This window comes from Methylobacterium sp. P5_C11 (assembly GCF_054049775.1).
Window position 1 is genome coordinate 75449 of the sequence record NZ_JBFULS010000008.1, and the last position, 16712, is coordinate 92160.

Annotated in this window: 20 protein-coding genes; 10 read left to right on the top strand and 10 right to left on the bottom strand. The window is 68.8% G+C overall.

What is annotated here, in order from left to right; translation table 11 throughout:
• Positions 1-45: 45 nt before the first annotated feature.
• Both ACXJKQ_RS07015 and ACXJKQ_RS07020 read right to left on the bottom strand, forming a co-directional pair.
• Positions 46-1878, bottom strand: coding sequence for an alkaline phosphatase family protein (locus tag ACXJKQ_RS07015; RefSeq protein WP_457105045.1), 1833 nt, complete (start codon positions 1876-1878; stop codon positions 46-48).
• Between the two features lie 121 nt (positions 1879-1999).
• The gene (locus ACXJKQ_RS07020; RefSeq protein WP_457105046.1) at positions 2000-3037 is read right to left on the bottom strand and encodes an aspartate-semialdehyde dehydrogenase; all 1038 of its coding nucleotides are present in this window, start codon (positions 3035-3037) and stop codon (positions 2000-2002) included.
• 431 nt (positions 3038-3468) lie between these two features.
• Between ACXJKQ_RS07020 and ACXJKQ_RS07025 the strand changes: the two genes are divergently transcribed.
• The 3 genes from ACXJKQ_RS07025 to ACXJKQ_RS07035 all read left to right on the top strand — a co-directional run bounded on the left by ACXJKQ_RS07025 (position 3469) and on the right by ACXJKQ_RS07035 (position 6514).
• The gene (locus ACXJKQ_RS07025; RefSeq protein WP_457105047.1) at positions 3469-4179 is read left to right on the top strand and encodes a hypothetical protein; all 711 of its coding nucleotides are present in this window, start codon (positions 3469-3471) and stop codon (positions 4177-4179) included.
• Positions 4180-4315: 136 nt separating this feature from the next.
• Complete coding sequence (locus tag ACXJKQ_RS07030; RefSeq protein WP_457105048.1) at positions 4316-4738, top strand: hypothetical protein; 423 nt, start codon at positions 4316-4318, stop codon at positions 4736-4738.
• Between the two features lie 156 nt (positions 4739-4894).
• Complete coding sequence (locus ACXJKQ_RS07035) at positions 4895-6514, top strand: gamma-glutamyltransferase family protein (RefSeq protein WP_457105049.1); 1620 nt, start codon at positions 4895-4897, stop codon at positions 6512-6514.
• A 4-nt stretch (positions 6515-6518) separates the two neighbouring features.
• On the opposite strand, the gene ACXJKQ_RS07040 is transcribed toward ACXJKQ_RS07035, so the two are convergent.
• From ACXJKQ_RS07040 to ruvA, 8 genes are all read right to left on the bottom strand, one after another.
• Positions 6519-7487, bottom strand: coding sequence for a hypothetical protein (locus ACXJKQ_RS07040; RefSeq protein WP_457105050.1), 969 nt, complete (start codon positions 7485-7487; stop codon positions 6519-6521).
• A gap of 75 nt (positions 7488-7562) precedes the next feature.
• Positions 7563-7832, bottom strand: a complete 270-nt coding sequence (locus ACXJKQ_RS07045; protein ID WP_457105051.1) for a hypothetical protein — start codon at positions 7830-7832, stop codon at positions 7563-7565.
• The gene (locus ACXJKQ_RS07050; RefSeq protein ID WP_457105052.1) at positions 7829-8476 is read right to left on the bottom strand and encodes an alpha-ketoglutarate-dependent dioxygenase AlkB; all 648 of its coding nucleotides are present in this window, start codon (positions 8474-8476) and stop codon (positions 7829-7831) included. The genes ACXJKQ_RS07045 and ACXJKQ_RS07050 overlap by 4 nt, the downstream gene beginning before the upstream one ends.
• On the bottom strand, positions 8477-9124 hold the full coding sequence (locus tag ACXJKQ_RS07055; protein WP_457105088.1) for a 2,3-bisphosphoglycerate-dependent phosphoglycerate mutase: 648 nt from the start codon (positions 9122-9124) through the stop codon (positions 8477-8479).
• Positions 9125-9132: 8 nt separating this feature from the next.
• A complete protein-coding gene (dapB, locus tag ACXJKQ_RS07060) occupies positions 9133-9930 on the bottom strand; it encodes a 4-hydroxy-tetrahydrodipicolinate reductase (protein WP_457105089.1) in 798 nt (265 codons plus the stop codon).
• Positions 9931-10043: 113 nt separating this feature from the next.
• Positions 10044-10541: a bacterioferritin gene (gene bfr, locus ACXJKQ_RS07065; protein WP_043380322.1), complete on the bottom strand. Its 498-nt coding sequence runs from the start codon at positions 10539-10541 to the stop codon at positions 10044-10046.
• A 44-nt stretch (positions 10542-10585) separates the two neighbouring features.
• A complete protein-coding gene (locus ACXJKQ_RS07070; RefSeq protein ID WP_457105090.1) occupies positions 10586-10858 on the bottom strand; it encodes a (2Fe-2S)-binding protein in 273 nt (90 codons plus the stop codon).
• Positions 10859-11050: 192 nt separating this feature from the next.
• A complete protein-coding gene (ruvA, locus tag ACXJKQ_RS07075) occupies positions 11051-11668 on the bottom strand; it encodes a Holliday junction branch migration protein RuvA (protein ID WP_457105053.1) in 618 nt (205 codons plus the stop codon).
• A gap of 133 nt (positions 11669-11801) precedes the next feature.
• On the opposite strand from ruvA, the gene ACXJKQ_RS07080 reads away from it, so the two are divergent.
• The 7 genes from ACXJKQ_RS07080 (at position 11802) to obgE (ending at position 16629) form a co-directional block, all read left to right on the top strand.
• Positions 11802-12425: a YceI family protein gene (locus ACXJKQ_RS07080; RefSeq protein WP_457105054.1), complete on the top strand. Its 624-nt coding sequence runs from the start codon at positions 11802-11804 to the stop codon at positions 12423-12425.
• 75 nt (positions 12426-12500) lie between these two features.
• Positions 12501-13427 (top strand): N-carbamoyl-D-amino-acid hydrolase, encoded by a 927-nt coding sequence (locus ACXJKQ_RS07085; protein ID WP_457105055.1) that lies wholly within the window; start codon positions 12501-12503, stop codon positions 13425-13427.
• 3 nt (positions 13428-13430) lie between these two features.
• Positions 13431-13829 carry a hypothetical protein gene (locus ACXJKQ_RS07090; RefSeq protein ID WP_457105056.1) on the top strand — a complete coding sequence of 133 codons (399 nt, stop codon included), beginning with the start codon at positions 13431-13433 and terminating at the stop codon, positions 13827-13829.
• Positions 13830-14038: 209 nt separating this feature from the next.
• Positions 14039-14353, top strand: coding sequence for a 50S ribosomal protein L21 (gene rplU / locus ACXJKQ_RS07095; RefSeq protein WP_238286425.1), 315 nt, complete (start codon positions 14039-14041; stop codon positions 14351-14353).
• Positions 14354-14438: 85 nt separating this feature from the next.
• Entirely contained in the window at positions 14439-14705 is a 267-nt protein-coding gene (gene rpmA, locus ACXJKQ_RS07100) for a 50S ribosomal protein L27 (protein WP_457105057.1), read from the top strand.
• A gap of 185 nt (positions 14706-14890) precedes the next feature.
• Complete coding sequence (locus tag ACXJKQ_RS07105) at positions 14891-15511, top strand: GNAT family N-acetyltransferase (RefSeq protein WP_457105058.1); 621 nt, start codon at positions 14891-14893, stop codon at positions 15509-15511.
• An 89-nt stretch (positions 15512-15600) separates the two neighbouring features.
• Positions 15601-16629: a GTPase ObgE gene (gene obgE / locus ACXJKQ_RS07110; RefSeq protein ID WP_457105059.1), complete on the top strand. Its 1029-nt coding sequence runs from the start codon at positions 15601-15603 to the stop codon at positions 16627-16629.
• Positions 16630-16712: the final 83 nt, after the last annotated feature.

Genomic DNA, 16712 nt, shown 5'->3' on the forward strand with positions numbered 1-16712 from the left:
CCGTCGCAGCTTGGCCGGGGTCACGCGCCCCGGCCCGCCGCGCCTTCAGTGCGGCTCGGCCGAGGCCGATCGGTTCGGGTCGGTCAGGCCGAGGGTGCGTCCGGGATAGCCGGCGGCGTCGAAATAGCGGGCGCCTTCGACGGTCTGATATCTCAAGACCGTGACCTGTCCGGCCGAATCCGGTTCCGACCGCTCCATCCGGACCTCGAAGGCCGGCGTGCTGCCATTCGCCAGCGCCTCGGTCAGGACGCGGCCGACGAGCTTGCCCTTGGCCGGAATGGTCAGGTCGAGAACTCGCGCGATCGTTTGACCGAGATCGGCATTGCTCGCGGGCACCGGGCTCTCAAGTCCGGCGCGGAAGCTGGGACCGGCGGCACCCATGACGTTGCGGGTGTCGGCGCGGGAGAAGCTGCCGTGCATGCCCTGCCCCTGCTGCAGCCCTGTGTCGGCGACCTCGACCCCGCAGGTGGTCGGATCCACGCACCCGGTGGAGAAGCTCCGGAAATTCACCACGATCGCCGGCATCGGCGTCAGGGCCGATCCGTCGAGGGCAATGCTGGAGAGCGGCAGGGTGCCGGGGATCGATCCCAGGGCCGCGCTGACGAACAGGCCGCTGACATAATCCTGGCGGGCGAGGGCTCCCACCACCTTCCGCGCCAGGGCCGGGTCGCCACTCGGCAGATAGACGAGGTCGGAGCCGCCATTGGCTGCCACCACCACGTCGGGCCTCGCCGGATCCGAACCGATCAGGCCGTTGGCCCGGCTCGGGACGTCGTCGGGACCGAGCTTGGCGCCCTTCGCGTCCGGATCGAACAGGCTCAGGCCGAGGTCGTGGGCGAGGTCGATGGCGAGGAAGCCCGGCGGCAGCTGGCGGCTCGGGACGCCCTTGTAGGCCTGCTTCGCCGAGAAGCTCGTCGCGCTCTCCTTCGAGATGGTGGAGAAGCCATGATCCGACGTGAGGATCACGTCGGTCGTGTCCGCCAGTCCCTGCTCCTGAAGGGCGGCGAGCAGGGCCGCGAGGTTCGCATCGGCATTGCGGATGGCCGCAAGGCTCGTCGGCCCGTTGATGCCGGGAACCAGCTGGCCGAGGCTGTCGCCCTGGTTATGCTGCGTCCCATCCGGGTCTCGCGACCAGAACACCAGCACGAACGGCTTCCCGCGGGCTTTGAACAGCGGCAGCACGGCCCGGGTCGCCACGGCCGTGAAGTAGGTCTGTTGCTCGACGTTGGCCACGACCGTGCCCGCCGTGGCCGCGGTCCCGGCCTGTCCATTGGCGCCGCGGCTCGGCGCCTGAGCCGGAAGCCCCGCTTCGGATAGGCGGGCACGAAGGCCGTCGTCGAGCGGCACGCCGCCCGCCCGTCCCGTGCTGTCGTCGATCAGGATGGTGTCCAGGCCCGATCGTGCCGTGTGGTCGAAGACCAGCGACGGCCCCAGCTTGCCGATGCTTGCCGTAGACAACCCCTTGGCGTGGGCCGCGCGCAGAATCGTCTCCTCGTTGAGGTAGTTGCCGGCGAAGTGCGCATCGACGTCGCCGAGGACCGGGTCGCTCTCGAGAAACGGGGTCAGGCTCTCGCCCGCGCCCGGCACGGGGAACGCGGTGTAGATCGTGTTGCCGAACTGGCCGGTGTCGCCGAGCAGATGCCCGGTGGCCATCGCGGTGGCGTTGGGCATCGTGAAGGTCGGGAACAGGGAATGCGTGTTGGTGAAGCGCACGCCGGCCTTCATGAGCCGATCCATGGCGGGCGCGTTCGCCGCGTTCACCATCCCGTCGCGCAGGCCGTCGGCCACGAACAGGACGACGTTGCGCGGTCGCGGCTCGGCCTTGGCCGAGCTGGCGAGGACGAACCCGACCAGACAGGAAACAATGAGACGCCGCATCCCGAATCTCCAAGTGATCCAAGACGCGGCGTGAACCTGGAACGTTACAATCGTGTGATGGCGACGAACGTAGTCGCCCCGTGGCAACCTGCGCCTCTCCGATGCGGAGCGGCGCAGGATTTCAGGCGGCGCGCTTGGACCGGTTCAGGAGCTTCCGGTTCACGAGAACCTCGGCGATCTGCACGGCATTCAGCGCGGCGCCCTTGCGCAGATTGTCCGACACGCACCAGAAGTTCAGGCCGTTCTCGATGGTCGCGTCCTCACGGATGCGCGAGATGTAGGTCGCGTCCTCGCCGGCGGCCTCGTGGGGCGTCATGTAGCCGCCGTTCTCCCGCTTATCGATCACCAGCACGCCCGGTGCGGAGCGCAGGATCTCGGTGGCCTTCTCCGCTGAGAGCGGACGCTCGAACTCGACGTTGACCGCCTCCGCATGCCCGATGAACACCGGAACGCGCACGGCAGTGGCGGTCAGCTTGATCTTTGGATCGAGCATCTTCTTGGTCTCGGCGACCATCTTCCATTCTTCCTTCGTGTAGCCATCCTCCATGAACACGTCGATGTGGGGGATGACATTGAAGGCGATGCGCTTGGTGAACTTGCCGCCCTGCTTGATCTCACCGGCGGTGAAGACCGCGCGGGTCTGCTGGAACAGCTCGTCCATTGCCTCCTTGCCGGCGCCGGAGACCGACTGGTAGGTCGAGACCACGACGCGCTTGATGGTCGCCGCCTCGTGGAGCGGCTTCAGCGCGACGACCAGCTGCGCGGTCGAGCAGTTCGGGTTGGCGATGATGTTGCGCTTGGTGAAGCCCACGACCGCGTCGGCATTCACTTCAGGCACGATCAGCGGCACGTCGGCGTCGTAGCGGAACGCCGACGAGTTATCGATCACGACGCAGCCCTGCTGGGCGATGCGCGGCGACCACTCCTTCGACGCCTCGCCGCCGGCCGACATCAGGCAGATGTCGGTGTCGGAGAAGTCGTAGGTGTCGAGCGTTTTGACCTTGAGCGTCTTGTCGCCGTAGGACACTTCCTGACCCTGGCTGCGGCGCGAAGCCAGCGCCACGACCTCGTCGGCGGGGAATGCCCGCTCGGCCAGGATATCGAGCATTTCGCGGCCCACGTTGCCCGTGGCGCCGACGACGGCGACCTTGTAACCCATCTCTCGTCTCCGCGCGGAAAACCCCGACCGATCCGGGTGCCGCGCTCCTGCCAGCAAAATCGGCCGAAGGATCCTTCGTACCGGACTGCGCCCGACGGACGGGCGCGGCCTCAGAACCCGTCCTCACCGGAGGTGGGCATGGCGGCCGCGTCGAGCAAGGCGCGCCTGGGCGCGTGCTGTCAAGGCCGGCGGCGGCGCAACGATCGATTCACCCTGCGCGGTGGAATCCGCGGGCGAACCGCCGACGGGATAAGGGAATTCAATCCTCCTCCGCGACGATGGCAGAGCCCCTTCGAGGTTCGCCGTCCAGATGGAGCACGATGCTGACCGGAACCGCACACGCCGTTGATCGGATCGGAGCCGACATGCCGATCGGCCGGCTGGCCCGGTCGCCCGGCGCCCTCGGCCTGCGCCTTGCGCTCGCCTCGGCCGTGATCGCGCTGCTGTGTGTCTGCGCCCGTCTGCCGGCCAAGATCCCCGGAACCGGCGTCGCCGCCGAAGCCGCCTTCGTGCCTTCGATGCCGGCCTCGCCGGCGGCGCCAGCGGCTCACATTGCCCTGTTCGATCTTTCGACGGGCGGACCCGAGCCGGTCCACGCCGCCGCTCATGTCGATGCCCGCACAGGTCTGCGGGAAGATACGCTGAGCCGCGGCGACGTCGCGGCGATCGAGGCACCCGCGCTGCGCGTGACCCTTACGCGCGGGACCATCTCGGGCGTGGAGCCAACGCTCTTCGTCCTGATGGCCCGGCGCGCCGCGAACGGCCCGGCACTCGACCGACCGGCTCTCTCGATCGTGCGGACCGGATCACGCGGCCAGATCCGCACCAAGCTCGGCGCGGTCGAGACCCTGGAAGTGACGTTCGGCGGCCAGACGCCGCGGACCTGTCTGGGTTTCGTCACCCGGGACGCACCGTACCGGCTCGATGGCTGGCTCTGCGCCCCCCTGGGGCACCCGCCGGAAGCCCAGACTCTGGGGTGCATGCTCGACGGACTGAGACTCGTCGACCTGGCCGACCCGGATACGACGGCGGCGTTCGCGGATCCCCCGAGCCAGGCGAACGCATGCCCGTCGTCGACCGGCAGGGTCGAGACCTCCGGCCGGACAGGATCGGTAATCCCACGATCGCGAAATAAAAAATGAGGCCACAGTGTGGCAAATCGCACAAGCTCAGCCATAAGGGCGGAACAACAGCCTCGCCCAAGCGTCTTCTCGTCAAAGGCGGCGAACTGTTAAGTTTCGGTCGCCATACTGATGGCACTCACAGACAAGGTTGGTCATGCGCTCGCTTAAGATCGCCCTTCTCGGCATCGTCGCCGCAACCGGTCTCGGCGCTCTGGCTTCCGCGCCTGCCGTGGCGCAGGATGGCTACGTCCCCGGCCCGATCTACCGGGTCAGCCGTCCCCTGCCGATCCGCGTTCGCCCGCGCAGCTGGCTGGACGCCGGCAACGTGCCGCTGACCTCGAATGTTCCGGGCGCCGGCGGCTCGCGCAATCCGGCCCTGAACCCCTACATGATCGCCGCCTCCAACCAGCTGACCCCGCCCTACGGCCCGTCCGATCGCTACGGCCGCGGGATCCTCCCGGACCCGATCACGAACGGACCATTCATTGGCGCCCGCTCGTCGGCGATCCGCAACGTCGATCTCTCCTTCGTCGACCGACTGGATCCGACGTCGCCGCTGTACGGGCGCCCCTACTAAGCGCCACTTTCGAATGCGAGACCGTCGTAGAACGCGGGCCTTCGGGTCCGCGCTTTTCGTTTGCCCGGCGTCCTGCCCCGACCTTCACCCGCGTGCGTAATCCTGTATGCCAAGCGACGCGGTGGCGCGCGGGCTGCCGAGGCCGGGCTCTGTTCCATGACGTCGTTCGACTGGGTCACCGGTTATCCGTCGCTGCGCATGCCGATGTTCGGACGCAACTGCGTGGCGACCTCGCACGCGCTGGCGGCCCAGGCTGGCATCCAGATGCTCCAGGCGGGCGGAAACGCGGTGGATGCGGCGATCGCCACGGCGGCCGCCAAGACGGTGACCGAACCGTGCAGCAACGGCCTGGGCTCGGACGCGTTCTGCATCCTGTGGGACGGTAAGGCACTGCACGGCCTCAACGCCTCGGGCGGAGCACCCGTCGCCTGGACGCCGGACTACTTCCTCCGGAAATACGGCCCGGCCGAGCGGCCGCCGATGCGCGGCTGGGATTCCGTCACCGTGCCCGGCGCCGTCGCCGCGTGGGCCGCGCTGAGCGAACGCTTCGGCCGCCTTCCCTTCGCCGACCTGATGCAGCCGGCCATCCGCATCGCCGAGCGGGGGTATCTCGCGCCGGTGGTCGTGCAGCAGAAATGGGCGGCTGCCGCCCGCATCGAAGCGATCACGCGCCAGCCGGGCTTCGCGGACTTCTTCCTGCCCCGAGGCCGAGCACCCGACGTCGGCGAACTGGTGACCTTCCGGGGTGCCGAGAAGACCCTGCGGCTGATCGGCGAGACCAAAGGCGAGGCCTTCTACCGGGGCGAGATCGCCGAGGCGATCGCCGCCCACGCGCAGGCCCATGGCGGCGCCATGACGGCGGCCGACCTCGCCGCATACCGCCCCGAATGGGTGACGCCGACCGCCAAGGACTATCACGGCTATACGCTGCACGAGATCCCGCCGAACGGGCAGGGCATCGCGGCGCAGATCGCCCTGGGCATCCTGGAGCAGTTCGACCTCGGCAACCTGCCGGTGGACGGGCCGGAGGCGCAGCACCTCCAGATCGAGGCGATGAAGCTGGCCTTCAGTGACACCTACCGTTACGTGGCTGACCCCCGCGGCATGGCGGTAACGCCGGAGTCGATGCTCGATCCCGCCTACCTCGCGGATCGCGCCAGGCTGATCGACCCGAACCGTGCCCAGGTCTTCGGCCCCGGCAAGCCGCCCGCCGGCGGCACGATCTACCTCACCGCGGCCGACGAATCCGGCATGATGGTGAGCTTCATCCAATCGAACTTCATGGGCTTCGGCTCGGGCGTCGTCGTGCCGGGTTGGGGGATCTCCCTGCAGAACCGCGGCTACGGCTTCGTGCTCGATCCGGAGAGCCCCAACGTCGTCGCGCCGGGCAAGCGCCCGTTCCACACCATCATTCCGGGCTTCCTCACGAAGGACGGCGCGCCCGTGATGAGCTTCGGGGTGATGGGCGGCAACATGCAGCCGCAGGGGCATGTCCAGACGCTCGTCCGGATGCTCGATCACGGGCAGAATCCGCAGGCGGCCTGCGATGCGCCGCGGTGGCGGGTCAACGAGGGCCTCGACATCAACGTCGAGGCGTCGATGCCTGCCGCCACCGTCGATCGGCTGAAGGCGCTCGGCCACCAGCTGGACGTGATCGAGGACAGCTACCAGGATTTCGGCGCCGGCCAGTTCATCTGGCGGATGGGCGACCCCGCCATCGAGGGCTACGTCGCGGCCAGCGATCCGCGCCGCGACGGACAGGCGGTCGTGTGGTGAGACGCTACTTTACCTGGATGCTGTCCACGATCGAGCGGAACTTGGACAGGACGCCCTCCCGCTGATCCTGGCGGACGACACCCAGGGCGCGCAGATAGCCGTCCGGCGCGAAGCGGATGGTCTGCGAGACCACCACCGGCACGTTGGTCGGCTGATCGACGGCGCGGGCCACGATCTCGTGCCAGTCGACGCCGTTCGACCGATAGCTCTGTGCCCGCTCGATGACGAAGTCCTTCAACGTCTGGTTCGACGCGAGGGCGGCGCGGGCGAAACCGTCGCGTTGATCGGCCGAGGGCGGCTGCTGCACCGCCTGCGCGAGCACGAGGATCGGCTGCTCCAGATTCTGCATCTGGTCCTTAGGGCCTTTGGTGAGCAGGACCGAGTTGCCGGCCAGGACGCGCACCGGCCGGAAGCCGGCCATGTCGGCGATGCGGAACGGCAGGGCGTCCACCTGCTCGGTCAGGCTCAGGGCGGGGCGGAGGGTGACGCCGGTCACCATCTTGCGCATCGTCGCCTCGGTCTCCGCGTCGGGCAGAGCCTGGGCAATGATCAGCCCGGTCACGCTCGGCGCGCCGACCACCAGGATCCACTTCCGAACGGCCGGGGCGGAAGTGTTGGGATCGGCGGGCTGCTCGCCGGTGAAGAGCATGCCCTCGTTGTCGCCGATCTTGATCTCCTCACGCTTCTCGACCGCGAAGCCCTGGCTCAGAAGGTTGGCGTCGGTGAATCCGCTGACCAGTTCCGCGAAGGCATTGGGCGGCAGCTCCACCACCGACAGCGTCGCACCGCCCTCCTTCCGTTCGAAGCCCGAGAAGCGGCGGGACACCGACATGTCGGCGGGCGGATCGAAGCCGAAACGCGAGCCCGGGGGGAAGACGGGATCGTCGGCACGGGCGAAGGAACCGAGGCTGGCCACCAGCGCGGCTGCGCAGAGAACCCGTCCGAGACGCGGCGTCAGGGTGCGCATCAGCATCGAAAACCGGTTCTCCTCGTGGCCCCAACTTGGGGTTGGCGCGAACGCGATGGGTCTGCCCGGCGACCTGTTCTGTCAAGCCGGTAACGCGGCGCGCCTGCGTTCACGATGAAGGGAAGCCGCGAGCCCGGCGGCGTAGGCGCGGAGATTCCACAACGAGACGGTGGAGCCGAGGAAGTCTTGGCCCGGCAGGGTCGTCCGGAAGGCGTCCAGATCCCGGGTGTGGACGAGCCGGCTGCCCACGATGAGCGCGGCGGCCGCAACGAAGCCGGGGATCGCCACTGCGCCGCCGCGCTCGTCCAAGAACGCGGCCGGATCCCGGTCCGGGTCCCGTTCGGGCGTCATGGCGAGGCCGGCACCGTGACGCGCCGCAGCGTGAGATTGCAGCGGCCGCCCGGCAGCAGGAAAGCGGGTTCGTCCGCCGCCGCCAGAAGGTCGCCGTCCGGGTAGAGCCGGTCGATGCCGTGGAAGATCAGTCGCGAGGCGCCACCCATCACCAGGGCGTCGCCGGGCTGCAGCCGGACCGAGCGGGTCGGGTCCGACCGGCTCAGGCCGCCATAACGGAACAGGGCCGCCGCGCCGAGGGACAGCGACAGCACCGGCGCGGTCAGATCCGCCTCGTCGCGATCCTGGTGGAGGCCCATGCGGGTGCCCGGCGCGTAGAGGTTGATGAGGCAGGCTTCCGGCGGCGCCGAATAGGCCGCGAGCGCCGCCCAGGCCGCACGGGCGGTCGGCGGCAGGGCCGGCCAGGGCCGCCCGGTCTCGGGATGGTCCGGCTGGTAGCGGTAGCCCGCGACGTCCGAGACCCAGCCCAGGGATCCGGCATTGGACATCCGCACCGAGAACGGCTTGTTGGTGCGGGGCATCTTCGGCGTGACGGGCGGCGCCTCGGCGAGGACCGCAGCGATCTCGCCGGCGAGCCGGGTACGGGCGGCCGCGTCGAGGAAGCCGGGATGGTGGATCAGCCCCGGGGCGAGTTCCGTCGCCACTCAGCGTGCCCCGTCGGCATCCTGCTCCAGTACGGTCTTCGACGCGACCGTGGTCTCGTCGTTCAGGCGGTAGACCAGCGGCACTCCGGTACGGATCTGGAGATCCGGCACCTGCGTCTCGTCGAGACGGTCGAGAACCATCACCAGGGCGCGCAGCGAATTCCCGTGCGCGGCCACCAGGACCCGCTGGCCGGCCATCACCCGGGGCAGGATCGCCGTGATGAAGAAGGGGAGCACCCGCGCGGCGGTATCCTTCAGGCTCTCGCCGCCGGGCGGCCGCACGTCGTAGGACCGCCGCCAAGCGTGGACCTGCGCATCCCCCCAGCGGGCGCGGGCATCGTCCTTGTTGAGCCCCGAGAGGTCACCGTAGTCACGCTCGTTGAGCGCGCGATCGCGAAGGACCGGAATGGCCTCGCCGCCAATCTCCTCCAGGATCAGCGAGCAGGTCCGCTGCGCCCGAACGAGTTCCGACGTGAACGCCGCGTCGAAGCCGTAGCCCTTCCCCTTGAGGCCCCGGCCGGCCGCGCGGGCCTCGGCCACACCCTGGTCGGTCAGGTCCGGGTCGCGCCAGCCCGTGAAGACGTTCTTCAGGTTCCATTCGCTCTGGCCGTGCCGAACGAGCACCAAGAGGCGCTCCCGGGTCCCCATCGGGGCGCTCACAGGCCGAGCACGTCCGCCATGGCGTAGAGCCCCGGCGGCTTGGGATGGGCCCACAACGCCGCCTTGACGGCGCCCGCGGCGAACAGGCCGCGGTCGGCGGCGTGATGGGTGATCGTCAGGCTCTCACCGGCACCGGCGAAGATGACGCTGTGATCGCCGACGACGCTGCCGCCCCGGAGCGTGGCGAAGCCGATGTCACCGGGCCGGCGGGCGCCGGTGTGACCGTCACGGGTCGAGACGCGGACCGTCTTGAGGTCGACACCGCGGCCCTCCGCGGCCGCCTCGCCCAGCATCAGCGCCGTGCCGGACGGGGCATCCACCTTCATGCGGTGGTGCATCTCGCAGATCTCGATGTCGAACTCGTCGCCGAGGGACTTGGCGACCCGTCGGACCAGTTCGCTCATCAGGTTGATGCCGAGGGACATGTTGCCCGACTGCACGATCCGCGCGTGGTAGGAGGCGGCTTTCAGCTTCGCGAAATCCTCCTCGGACAGGCCGGTCGTGCCGACGACGTGAACGATGCGGGCCTGAGCGGCGAGTTCCGCAAACGCCACCGTTGCAGCCGGCGCCGTGAAATCGAGGACGCCGTCGGCAGCCGCGAAGGCCGTGAGCGCATCGTCGGTCACCGGCACGTCGAGGGGCGACAGACCGGCGAGCGTGCCGGCATCCTGTCCGAGGGCCGGCGAGCCCGCGCGCTCGATCGCCGCGGAGAGCGTACAGCCTTCGGATTGCGCCACCGCGCGGATCAGCATCCGCCCCATGCGCCCGTCAGCGCCGACCACGACCAGCCGCATTCCGGTTCCCAGTCCCATCCCGCTGTCAGTGAATACCCGGCCGCGACGGCCGGGCTCGTCCACGCTGCCTGCCGGGCTCCCGGTCCGCCGGGGAGGCGGGAGCCCGATCGACGTTACTCCTTCTCCGGAGCAATCTGCTCAAGGCCACCGATGTGCTTCTGGGCGTAGAGCGGCAGGCCGATCTGCTTGATCAGTTCAAGCTGCGTCTCGAGGAAATCGATGTGACCTTCCTCGTCCTCGGCCAGATCCTCGAACAGGCGCTTCGAGACGCGGTCGTTGATCGAATCGCAGTACTTCGCGGCCTCGAGGTAGAGGCTGCGGGCCTCGTTCTCGGCGGCGAGATCGGAATCGAGGATCTCCTGCACGTTCTGGCCGATCCGCAGCGGGTCGAGCTCCTGCAGGTTCGGGAACCCGTCGAGGAACAGGATCCGGTCGATGAACCGGTCGGCGTGGTTCATCTCCTCGATCGATTCCTTGCGCCAGAACTTCGCCAGCTCGACGTAGCCCCAGTCATTGAGCATGCGGAAATGCAGCCAGTACTGGCTGACCGCCGTCAACTCGCTGCGCAAGCCGCGGTTGAGATACTCGATGACCTTGGTGTCGCCCTTCATGCCCCCGTACTCCTTACCGTGTTTTCAGGCGGGGGGCAGAAGCATCAGGCCGCGACTCCCTCATCCGCAATCTGGAACTTCACCAAACTGCAGGCGCTCGCGCAAGTCGTCGTGCAGGCATGGCTGCCCTCCACATGCGACGCTTCGCCCAGGGCATTCTGCATGATCGAACGGATCGTCCGGGCGCAGCGCCCGCATTTCGGGCTGCAGCCCAGGCAAGCATAAACCTGGGCGGGGGTCCTGGGGCATCCGGGACCGGGCGCAAGGCAGCTGCGGACAGCGCCGTCCGATAAGACGTTACAAGAACAGACGATCATGCGCGCCGCAAATCCCGTCATCCCCGCGTCCAGAAGGGTCGTCTATGACCCCTCTGGGTACTCGCGGCAGTTTAGAAGAATTGAAAACTAGCTGGCTTTTCAATGCTTTATTGGCCGCGGTCGACATGGCACCGCGGCCTTCGCGGGTCAAGGGCAGCCGATTCAACCGTGCCCCAACTGTTTTGTTGGGTGTCAGCGGGCGAGTTCGCGCAGGCCGAGCCGGATCAGCACTTTGGCCTCGGCGCCCTCCCCTGCGGCCTTGACGGCCGCGGTGATGGCGGCGGCCGCCTGGACCTGCGGGTAGCCGAGATTGATCAGGGCCGAGACGGCGTCGGCCACTGGCTGAGGCGCCGCGCCCTCTGCGACGGCGCCCGCCAGCGCGACCAGCGCCGGATCGAGCGGCGCGAAGGCCGGAGCCTTGTCCTTCAGCTCGGCCGCCAGCCGAGCCGCCAGCCGCGGTCCGACGCCGGGAGCCCGGCTGATCGCGCCCTTGTCGCCGGTGGCGATCGCGCCCGCCAAGGCGTCGGGTTCCAGCACCGACAGCACGCCGAGCGCGACCCGTGCGCCGACGCCCTGCACGGTCTGGAGCAGGCGGAACCACTCCCGCTCGGCATCCGAGCGGAAACCGTAGAGCCGGATCATATCCTCGCGGACATGCGTCTCGATCGACAGCTCTGCGGGCTCGCCGACCTTGGGCATGCGCTGCAGCGTCCGCGCCGAGCAATGCGCGATGTAGCCGACCCCGGAGACGTCGAGGATCACGAAGTCCTCGCCGAACGAATCCACGACGCCCCTGAGCTTGCCGATCATGCCACGCCTGCCGCTGTCGCGGGATGCCTACAGAAGCGCGGCGCCCTCCGCCAGACATGCTTGAGCGCGCGGGACGTTCATGAAACTACGGGCGCTGCGTCGGCCGAGCTTGGCCGGGCCTTGGGGGATGACCATGCGCGCGCCACTTCTCGCCCTGATCGGCCTGCTGAGCGTCGGTTCAGCCCGGGCGGCGGACGATCCGGCCGCTTCGGTGGCGCCCAGTGCAGACCCGACCCAGGTGCGGCCGGGCACCTACGTGCTCGATCCGGATCACGGGAAGATCACGTGGTCGGTCTCGCATCTCGGCTACTCGACCTATTACGGTCAGTTCACCGGCGTGGCGGGCAAACTCGAGCTCGATCCGAAGGCCCCCGAGAAGAGCCGACTGGAGGTGAGCGTGCCCCTGGGCGGCGTGATCACCGGCAGCCAGCGGCTGAACGAGCACCTTGCGGCGCCCGACTTCTTCGATACGGTCAAGTTTCCGACCGCTACGTTCACGGCCACCAAGGTCGAACCCACCAGCCCGACCACGGCTCGGATCACGGGCGATCTGAACCTGCGCGGCGCCGTCCGGCCCTTCGCGATCGACGCGACCTTCAATCAGGCCGGCATCCATCCGGTGGATCAGCGCTATACGGTGGGCTTTGACGGACGGGCGGTCATCAAGCGCTCCGAATTCGGCATCAACGCCTATCTGCCGCAGCTCGGTGACGAGGTGAGCCTGCGCATCGAGGGCGAGTTCAAGGCCGCGCCCTGACCGAACCGGTGACGCCCTGCAAAGCCGGGTGTCGCCAGCCGCCGTCGCGGCACCGCAGCAGAAGGATGGCCAGGCATGACCAAGCTCGTCGTCGGCGGCGCCCAGATGGGTCCGATCCAGCGGGGCGACGGCCGCGACGCCGTCGTCGCCCGGATGATCGCCCTGCTTGAGCGGGCCGCGGCCGCGGGCGTCGAGATGCTGGTGTATCCCGAGCTGGCGCTGACCACCTTCTTCCCGCGCTGGTACATGGCGGATCTCGCCGAGGCCGACCGGTACTTCGAGCGCGCCATGCCGAATGCCGCCACGGCTCCCCTCTTCGACCGGGCACGGGACCTGCGGATCGCGATCTCCTTCGGCTACGCCGAGCTGACGCCGGAGGGCCGGCGCTTCAACACCGCGATCCTGACCGACCGGGCGGGCCGGATCATCGGCACCTACCGGAAGATCCACCTGCCGGGGCACAGCGACTACGATCCGGAGCGGACGCACCAGCACCTGGAGAAGCGCTACTTCGAGCCCGGCGATCTCGGCTTCCCGGTCTGGCGCAACGAGGGCGTCGTGATGGGCATGGCGATCTGCAACGATCGGCGCTGGCCCGAGACCTATCGGTGCCTCGGTCTGCAGGGCGTCGAGCTGGTCATGATCGGCTACAACACTCCGTCGGTGAACAGCCAGAACGGCGCCGAGGGGCTGGCGAAACGCCTGTTTCACTCCGACCTGTCGCTCCAGGCGGGCGCCTACCAGAACGCGACCTACGTGATCGGGGTCGCGAAGGCCGGCCTCGAGGACGGACATCCGCTGATGGGGGGCTCGATCATCGTCGATCCCGACGGCGTCGTGATCGCCAGGGCCGAGACGGAGGACGACGAGCTGATCACGGCGTCCTGCGACTTTGCCGCCTGCGCATTCGGCAAGAGCACGATCTTCGACTTCGCCCGGCATCGCCGCCCCGAGCATTACGGGCGCATCACCGCGCAGGTCGGCACCACCGTGGAGGTTTGAGCCGTGCGGAAGCCCAGTGTCCTCGGGACGATCCTGGCCCTGGCCGTCACCGGGTCGGTCTGCGCCCAGGCTCCGGCGCCGGCCCAGCCGACCGCGCCTGCGGCCGCGACCTCGCCCCTGGACAATTACGCGGCGGCGGCGGCCACCACCATCATCGCCGAGCAGGCGTGTCCCGGCGTCCAGGTGCGGGCCGGACAGCTCACCACGCTCCGTCTCGCCGCGCGCGTGAATGCCAGCCAGGAACCCATGTTGCAGGAGAAGCTGCGGACCCGCGCCACGCAGGTGCGCCAGCAGCTCGCGGCGGACGGCCGCGAGGCCTGGTGCACCGCGGCGCTGGCGTCGTTCGGCCCGGAGGGTACCGTCGCCAAGGGAATCCTGGCGACCGGCGCGCCGATCCGATGATCCGGCCGCGCACCACTGCTCGCCCGCGCCGCACGGCCTCAAGGATTGACAGGATGCAGCCACCCCCGTAGTGACCCCGCATGGCGCGCGGCCTCATTCGGGGTCCGCGCGTTTCGCGTTGTCCGGGCTCCAGCCCGTGCAATGACTTCAAACAAGAAGCCGGTCCAGGGGCAGCCGCCCCGGAGGCCGTTCGAGAACACGAGAGAACGATGTTCGCAGTCATTAAGACGGGTGGTAAGCAGTACCGCGTCGCCGCCAACGACACCATCACCATCGCCACTCTGGCGGGCGAGGCCGGCGAGGCCGTGACCTTCGGCGAGGTCCTCCTGTTCGCCGACGGCGCAGGCGCGACCCAGGTCGGTGCCCCGACCCTGTCGGGCATCAGCGTCACCGGCGAGATCGTGCGCCACGGCCGCGACAAGAAGGTCATCGCCTTCAAGAAGCGCCGCCGGCAGAACTCGCGCCGGAAGCGCGGCCACCGGCAGGACCACACGGTCGTGCGCATCACCGGCATTTCGGCCTGACGCACGTCAGACGCTGGGCGCGTCAGGGTCCCTGAGGACCTGATCCGCGACCGCATCAAACCCATCAGAATTCGGAGTTCATCCCATGGCACACAAAAAGGCAGGCGGCTCGTCCCGCAACGGTCGCGATTCGGAAGGCCGGCGCCTCGGCGTTAAGAAGTTCGGCGCGGAAGCTGTGATTCCGGGCAACATTATCGTGCGTCAGCGCGGCACCAAATGGCATCCCGGCGCCAATGTCGGCATGGGTAAGGACCACACGCTCTTCGCGCTGGTACCGGGCCATGTCCGCTTCGAGACGCGCCGCGGGCGCGCCTTCGTGGCCGTAGCGCCGCTGGCCGAGGCCGCGGAATAACAGGCGGGCGCCCAAGCGGCGAAGCTGGCGTCCCGCCCGGTGTCCCACACCGGACCGGAGACGTCGTTCCCGAGCCCCTGACGGGCCGGTTCGGACGGAACACCGGGGAGGATGGGACGCCATCCTCCCCTTCGTCGTCTTGAGGCGGTGCCCCGGAGCCGGGAACGCCGCCCTGCGAGGGCACGATGTTCCCCGATCTGACCCGTGATGACGTCTTCCGCATCGAGACCCGGCGGCTGTGGCTGCGTTGGCCCACTGCCAAGGACCGGGCCGCGATCCTGAATCTCGCCGGCGATCCCTCCGTCGCCGCGATGCTGGCACGGGTTCCGAACCCGCTCCCAGCCCCGGTTGTGGATGCCTTCCTGCTCCAGGCCCGTGCCGGGAACGCCGCCGGAACCGGCCTGACCCTCGCCCTGGCGCTGCGCGCAGCGCCGGCGAAGTTGATCGGAATCGTCAGCATCCACGATGGGATCGGCGCGGTGCCCGAACTCGGCTATTGGCTCGGTCAGCCCTTCTGGGGCAACGGGCTGATGCGCGAGGGGGTCTCAGCGCTCTGCCACGCGTTCTTCGCATACGCCGGCGGAGAGGAGCTCGCCGCGTCGGCGCGGACCGTCAATCCGGCATCCCGGCGCGTTCTGGAGGCGTGCGGTTTCCAGCAGTCCGGCACGGGGACCCGGGATTTTCCGGCGCGAGGCGAGGCATTGCCCGTGGATCTGTTCCGACTGGAGCGGCGACAGTGGCTGATGTCGGTTTCCGAGCCGGCTGAGACGCCGGCCATGACAGAAGCCATGACACGGGCCGCCTGAGGCGGTCAGGCGGGGCCGGCGGTTGCCGGCGACCGCCGACTGGATGATGGTGCGGGTCGCGGATCCGCACCCGATTAGGGATTCGAGCCGTGAAGTTCCTCGACGAAGCCAAGGTCTATGTCCGCTCCGGTGACGGCGGTCCCGGCTGCGTCTCGTTCCGGCGGGAAAAGTTCATCGAGTTCGGCGGCCCGAACGGCGGCGACGGCGGACGCGGCGGCGATGTCTGGGTGGAGTGCGTCGAGGGGCTCAACACCCTGATCGACTACCGCTACCAGCAGCACTTCAAGGCCAAGAAGGGCGAGCACGGCATGGGCTCGAACTGCCACGGCGCCAACGGCTCCGACACGGTTTTGAAGGTTCCTGCCGGCACGCAGATCTTCGCCGAAGATGGCGAGACCCTGCTCGCCGACCTGACCGAGGTCGGACAGAGGATCCGCCTCGCGAAGGGCGGCAACGGCGGCTTCGGCAACGCCTATTTCACGACCTCGACCAACCGCGCCCCGAAGCACGCCAATCCCGGCCTGGAAGGCCAGGAGATGTGGATCTGGCTGCGGCTCAAGCTGATCGCCGATGCCGGCCTTGTCGGGTTGCCGAACGCCGGCAAATCGACCTTCCTGGCGAGCGTCACGGCGGCCAAGCCCAAGATCGCCGACTATCCGTTCACGACCCTGCACCCCGGCCTCGGGGTCGTGCGCTCGGATGGGCGCGAATTCGTACTCGCCGATATCCCCGGTCTGATCGAGGGCGCCCATGAGGGCGTCGGGCTCGGAGACCGATTCCTCGCCCATGTCGAGCGCTGCCGCGTGCTGCTGCATCTCGTGGACGGCACGAGCGAGCATTCCGGCAAGACCTACAAGCTGGTCCGCGGCGAGATCGAGGCCTACGGCAACGGTCTCGCCGAGAAGCCCGAGGTCGTGGCACTCTCCAAGGCCGATGCCCTCGATGCCGAGACGCTCAAGAGTCAGGTGGCCAAGCTGAAGCGCGCGGCCGGTCGCGCGCCGCTGGTCCTGTCCTCGGCGAGCCGCAAGGGCGTGCCAGAGGCGCTTCGGGCGCTCCAGGCCGAAATCGACGCCAGCGCGGAGGCGGAGCGGCAGCCGGTGGCGGCTTGGCAACCGTGACCAGGATGCCTCTGCCGGGGCGTCAGGCGCGCGTTCGAGGTCGCTGAGACGTCCGCGGCTTCGAGGCCGGCCGGCGCGAGATC

What these genes read in the sequence shown, in the direction of transcription:
- ACXJKQ_RS07015 (WP_457105045.1), bottom strand. Translation starts at nt 1,878, where the DNA reads ATGCGGCGTCTCATTGTTTCCTGTCTGGTCGGGTTCGTCCTCGCCAGC.
- ACXJKQ_RS07020 (WP_457105046.1), bottom strand. Translation starts at nt 3,037, where the DNA reads ATGGGTTACAAGGTCGCCGTCGTCGGCGCCACGGGCAACGTGGGCCGC.
- ACXJKQ_RS07030 (WP_457105048.1), top strand. Translation starts at nt 4,316, where the DNA reads ATGCGCTCGCTTAAGATCGCCCTTCTCGGCATCGTCGCCGCAACCGGT.
- ACXJKQ_RS07035 (WP_457105049.1), top strand. Translation starts at nt 4,895, where the DNA reads ATGACGTCGTTCGACTGGGTCACCGGTTATCCGTCGCTGCGCATGCCG.
- ACXJKQ_RS07040 (WP_457105050.1), bottom strand. Translation starts at nt 7,487, where the DNA reads ATGCTGATGCGCACCCTGACGCCGCGTCTCGGACGGGTTCTCTGCGCA.
- ACXJKQ_RS07045 (WP_457105051.1), bottom strand. Translation starts at nt 7,832, where the DNA reads ATGACGCCCGAACGGGACCCGGACCGGGATCCGGCCGCGTTCTTGGAC.
- ACXJKQ_RS07055 (WP_457105088.1), bottom strand. Translation starts at nt 9,124, where the DNA reads ATGGGGACCCGGGAGCGCCTCTTGGTGCTCGTTCGGCACGGCCAGAGC.
- dapB (WP_457105089.1), bottom strand. Translation starts at nt 9,930, where the DNA reads ATGCGGCTGGTCGTGGTCGGCGCTGACGGGCGCATGGGGCGGATGCTG.
- bfr (WP_043380322.1), bottom strand. Translation starts at nt 10,541, where the DNA reads ATGAAGGGCGACACCAAGGTCATCGAGTATCTCAACCGCGGCTTGCGC.
- ACXJKQ_RS07070 (WP_457105090.1), bottom strand. Translation starts at nt 10,858, where the DNA reads ATGATCGTCTGTTCTTGTAACGTCTTATCGGACGGCGCTGTCCGCAGC.
- ruvA (WP_457105053.1), bottom strand. Translation starts at nt 11,668, where the DNA reads ATGATCGGCAAGCTCAGGGGCGTCGTGGATTCGTTCGGCGAGGACTTC.
- ACXJKQ_RS07080 (WP_457105054.1), top strand. Translation starts at nt 11,802, where the DNA reads ATGCGCGCGCCACTTCTCGCCCTGATCGGCCTGCTGAGCGTCGGTTCA.
- ACXJKQ_RS07085 (WP_457105055.1), top strand. Translation starts at nt 12,501, where the DNA reads ATGACCAAGCTCGTCGTCGGCGGCGCCCAGATGGGTCCGATCCAGCGG.
- rplU (WP_238286425.1), top strand. Translation starts at nt 14,039, where the DNA reads ATGTTCGCAGTCATTAAGACGGGTGGTAAGCAGTACCGCGTCGCCGCC.
- rpmA (WP_457105057.1), top strand. Translation starts at nt 14,439, where the DNA reads ATGGCACACAAAAAGGCAGGCGGCTCGTCCCGCAACGGTCGCGATTCG.
- ACXJKQ_RS07105 (WP_457105058.1), top strand. Translation starts at nt 14,891, where the DNA reads ATGTTCCCCGATCTGACCCGTGATGACGTCTTCCGCATCGAGACCCGG.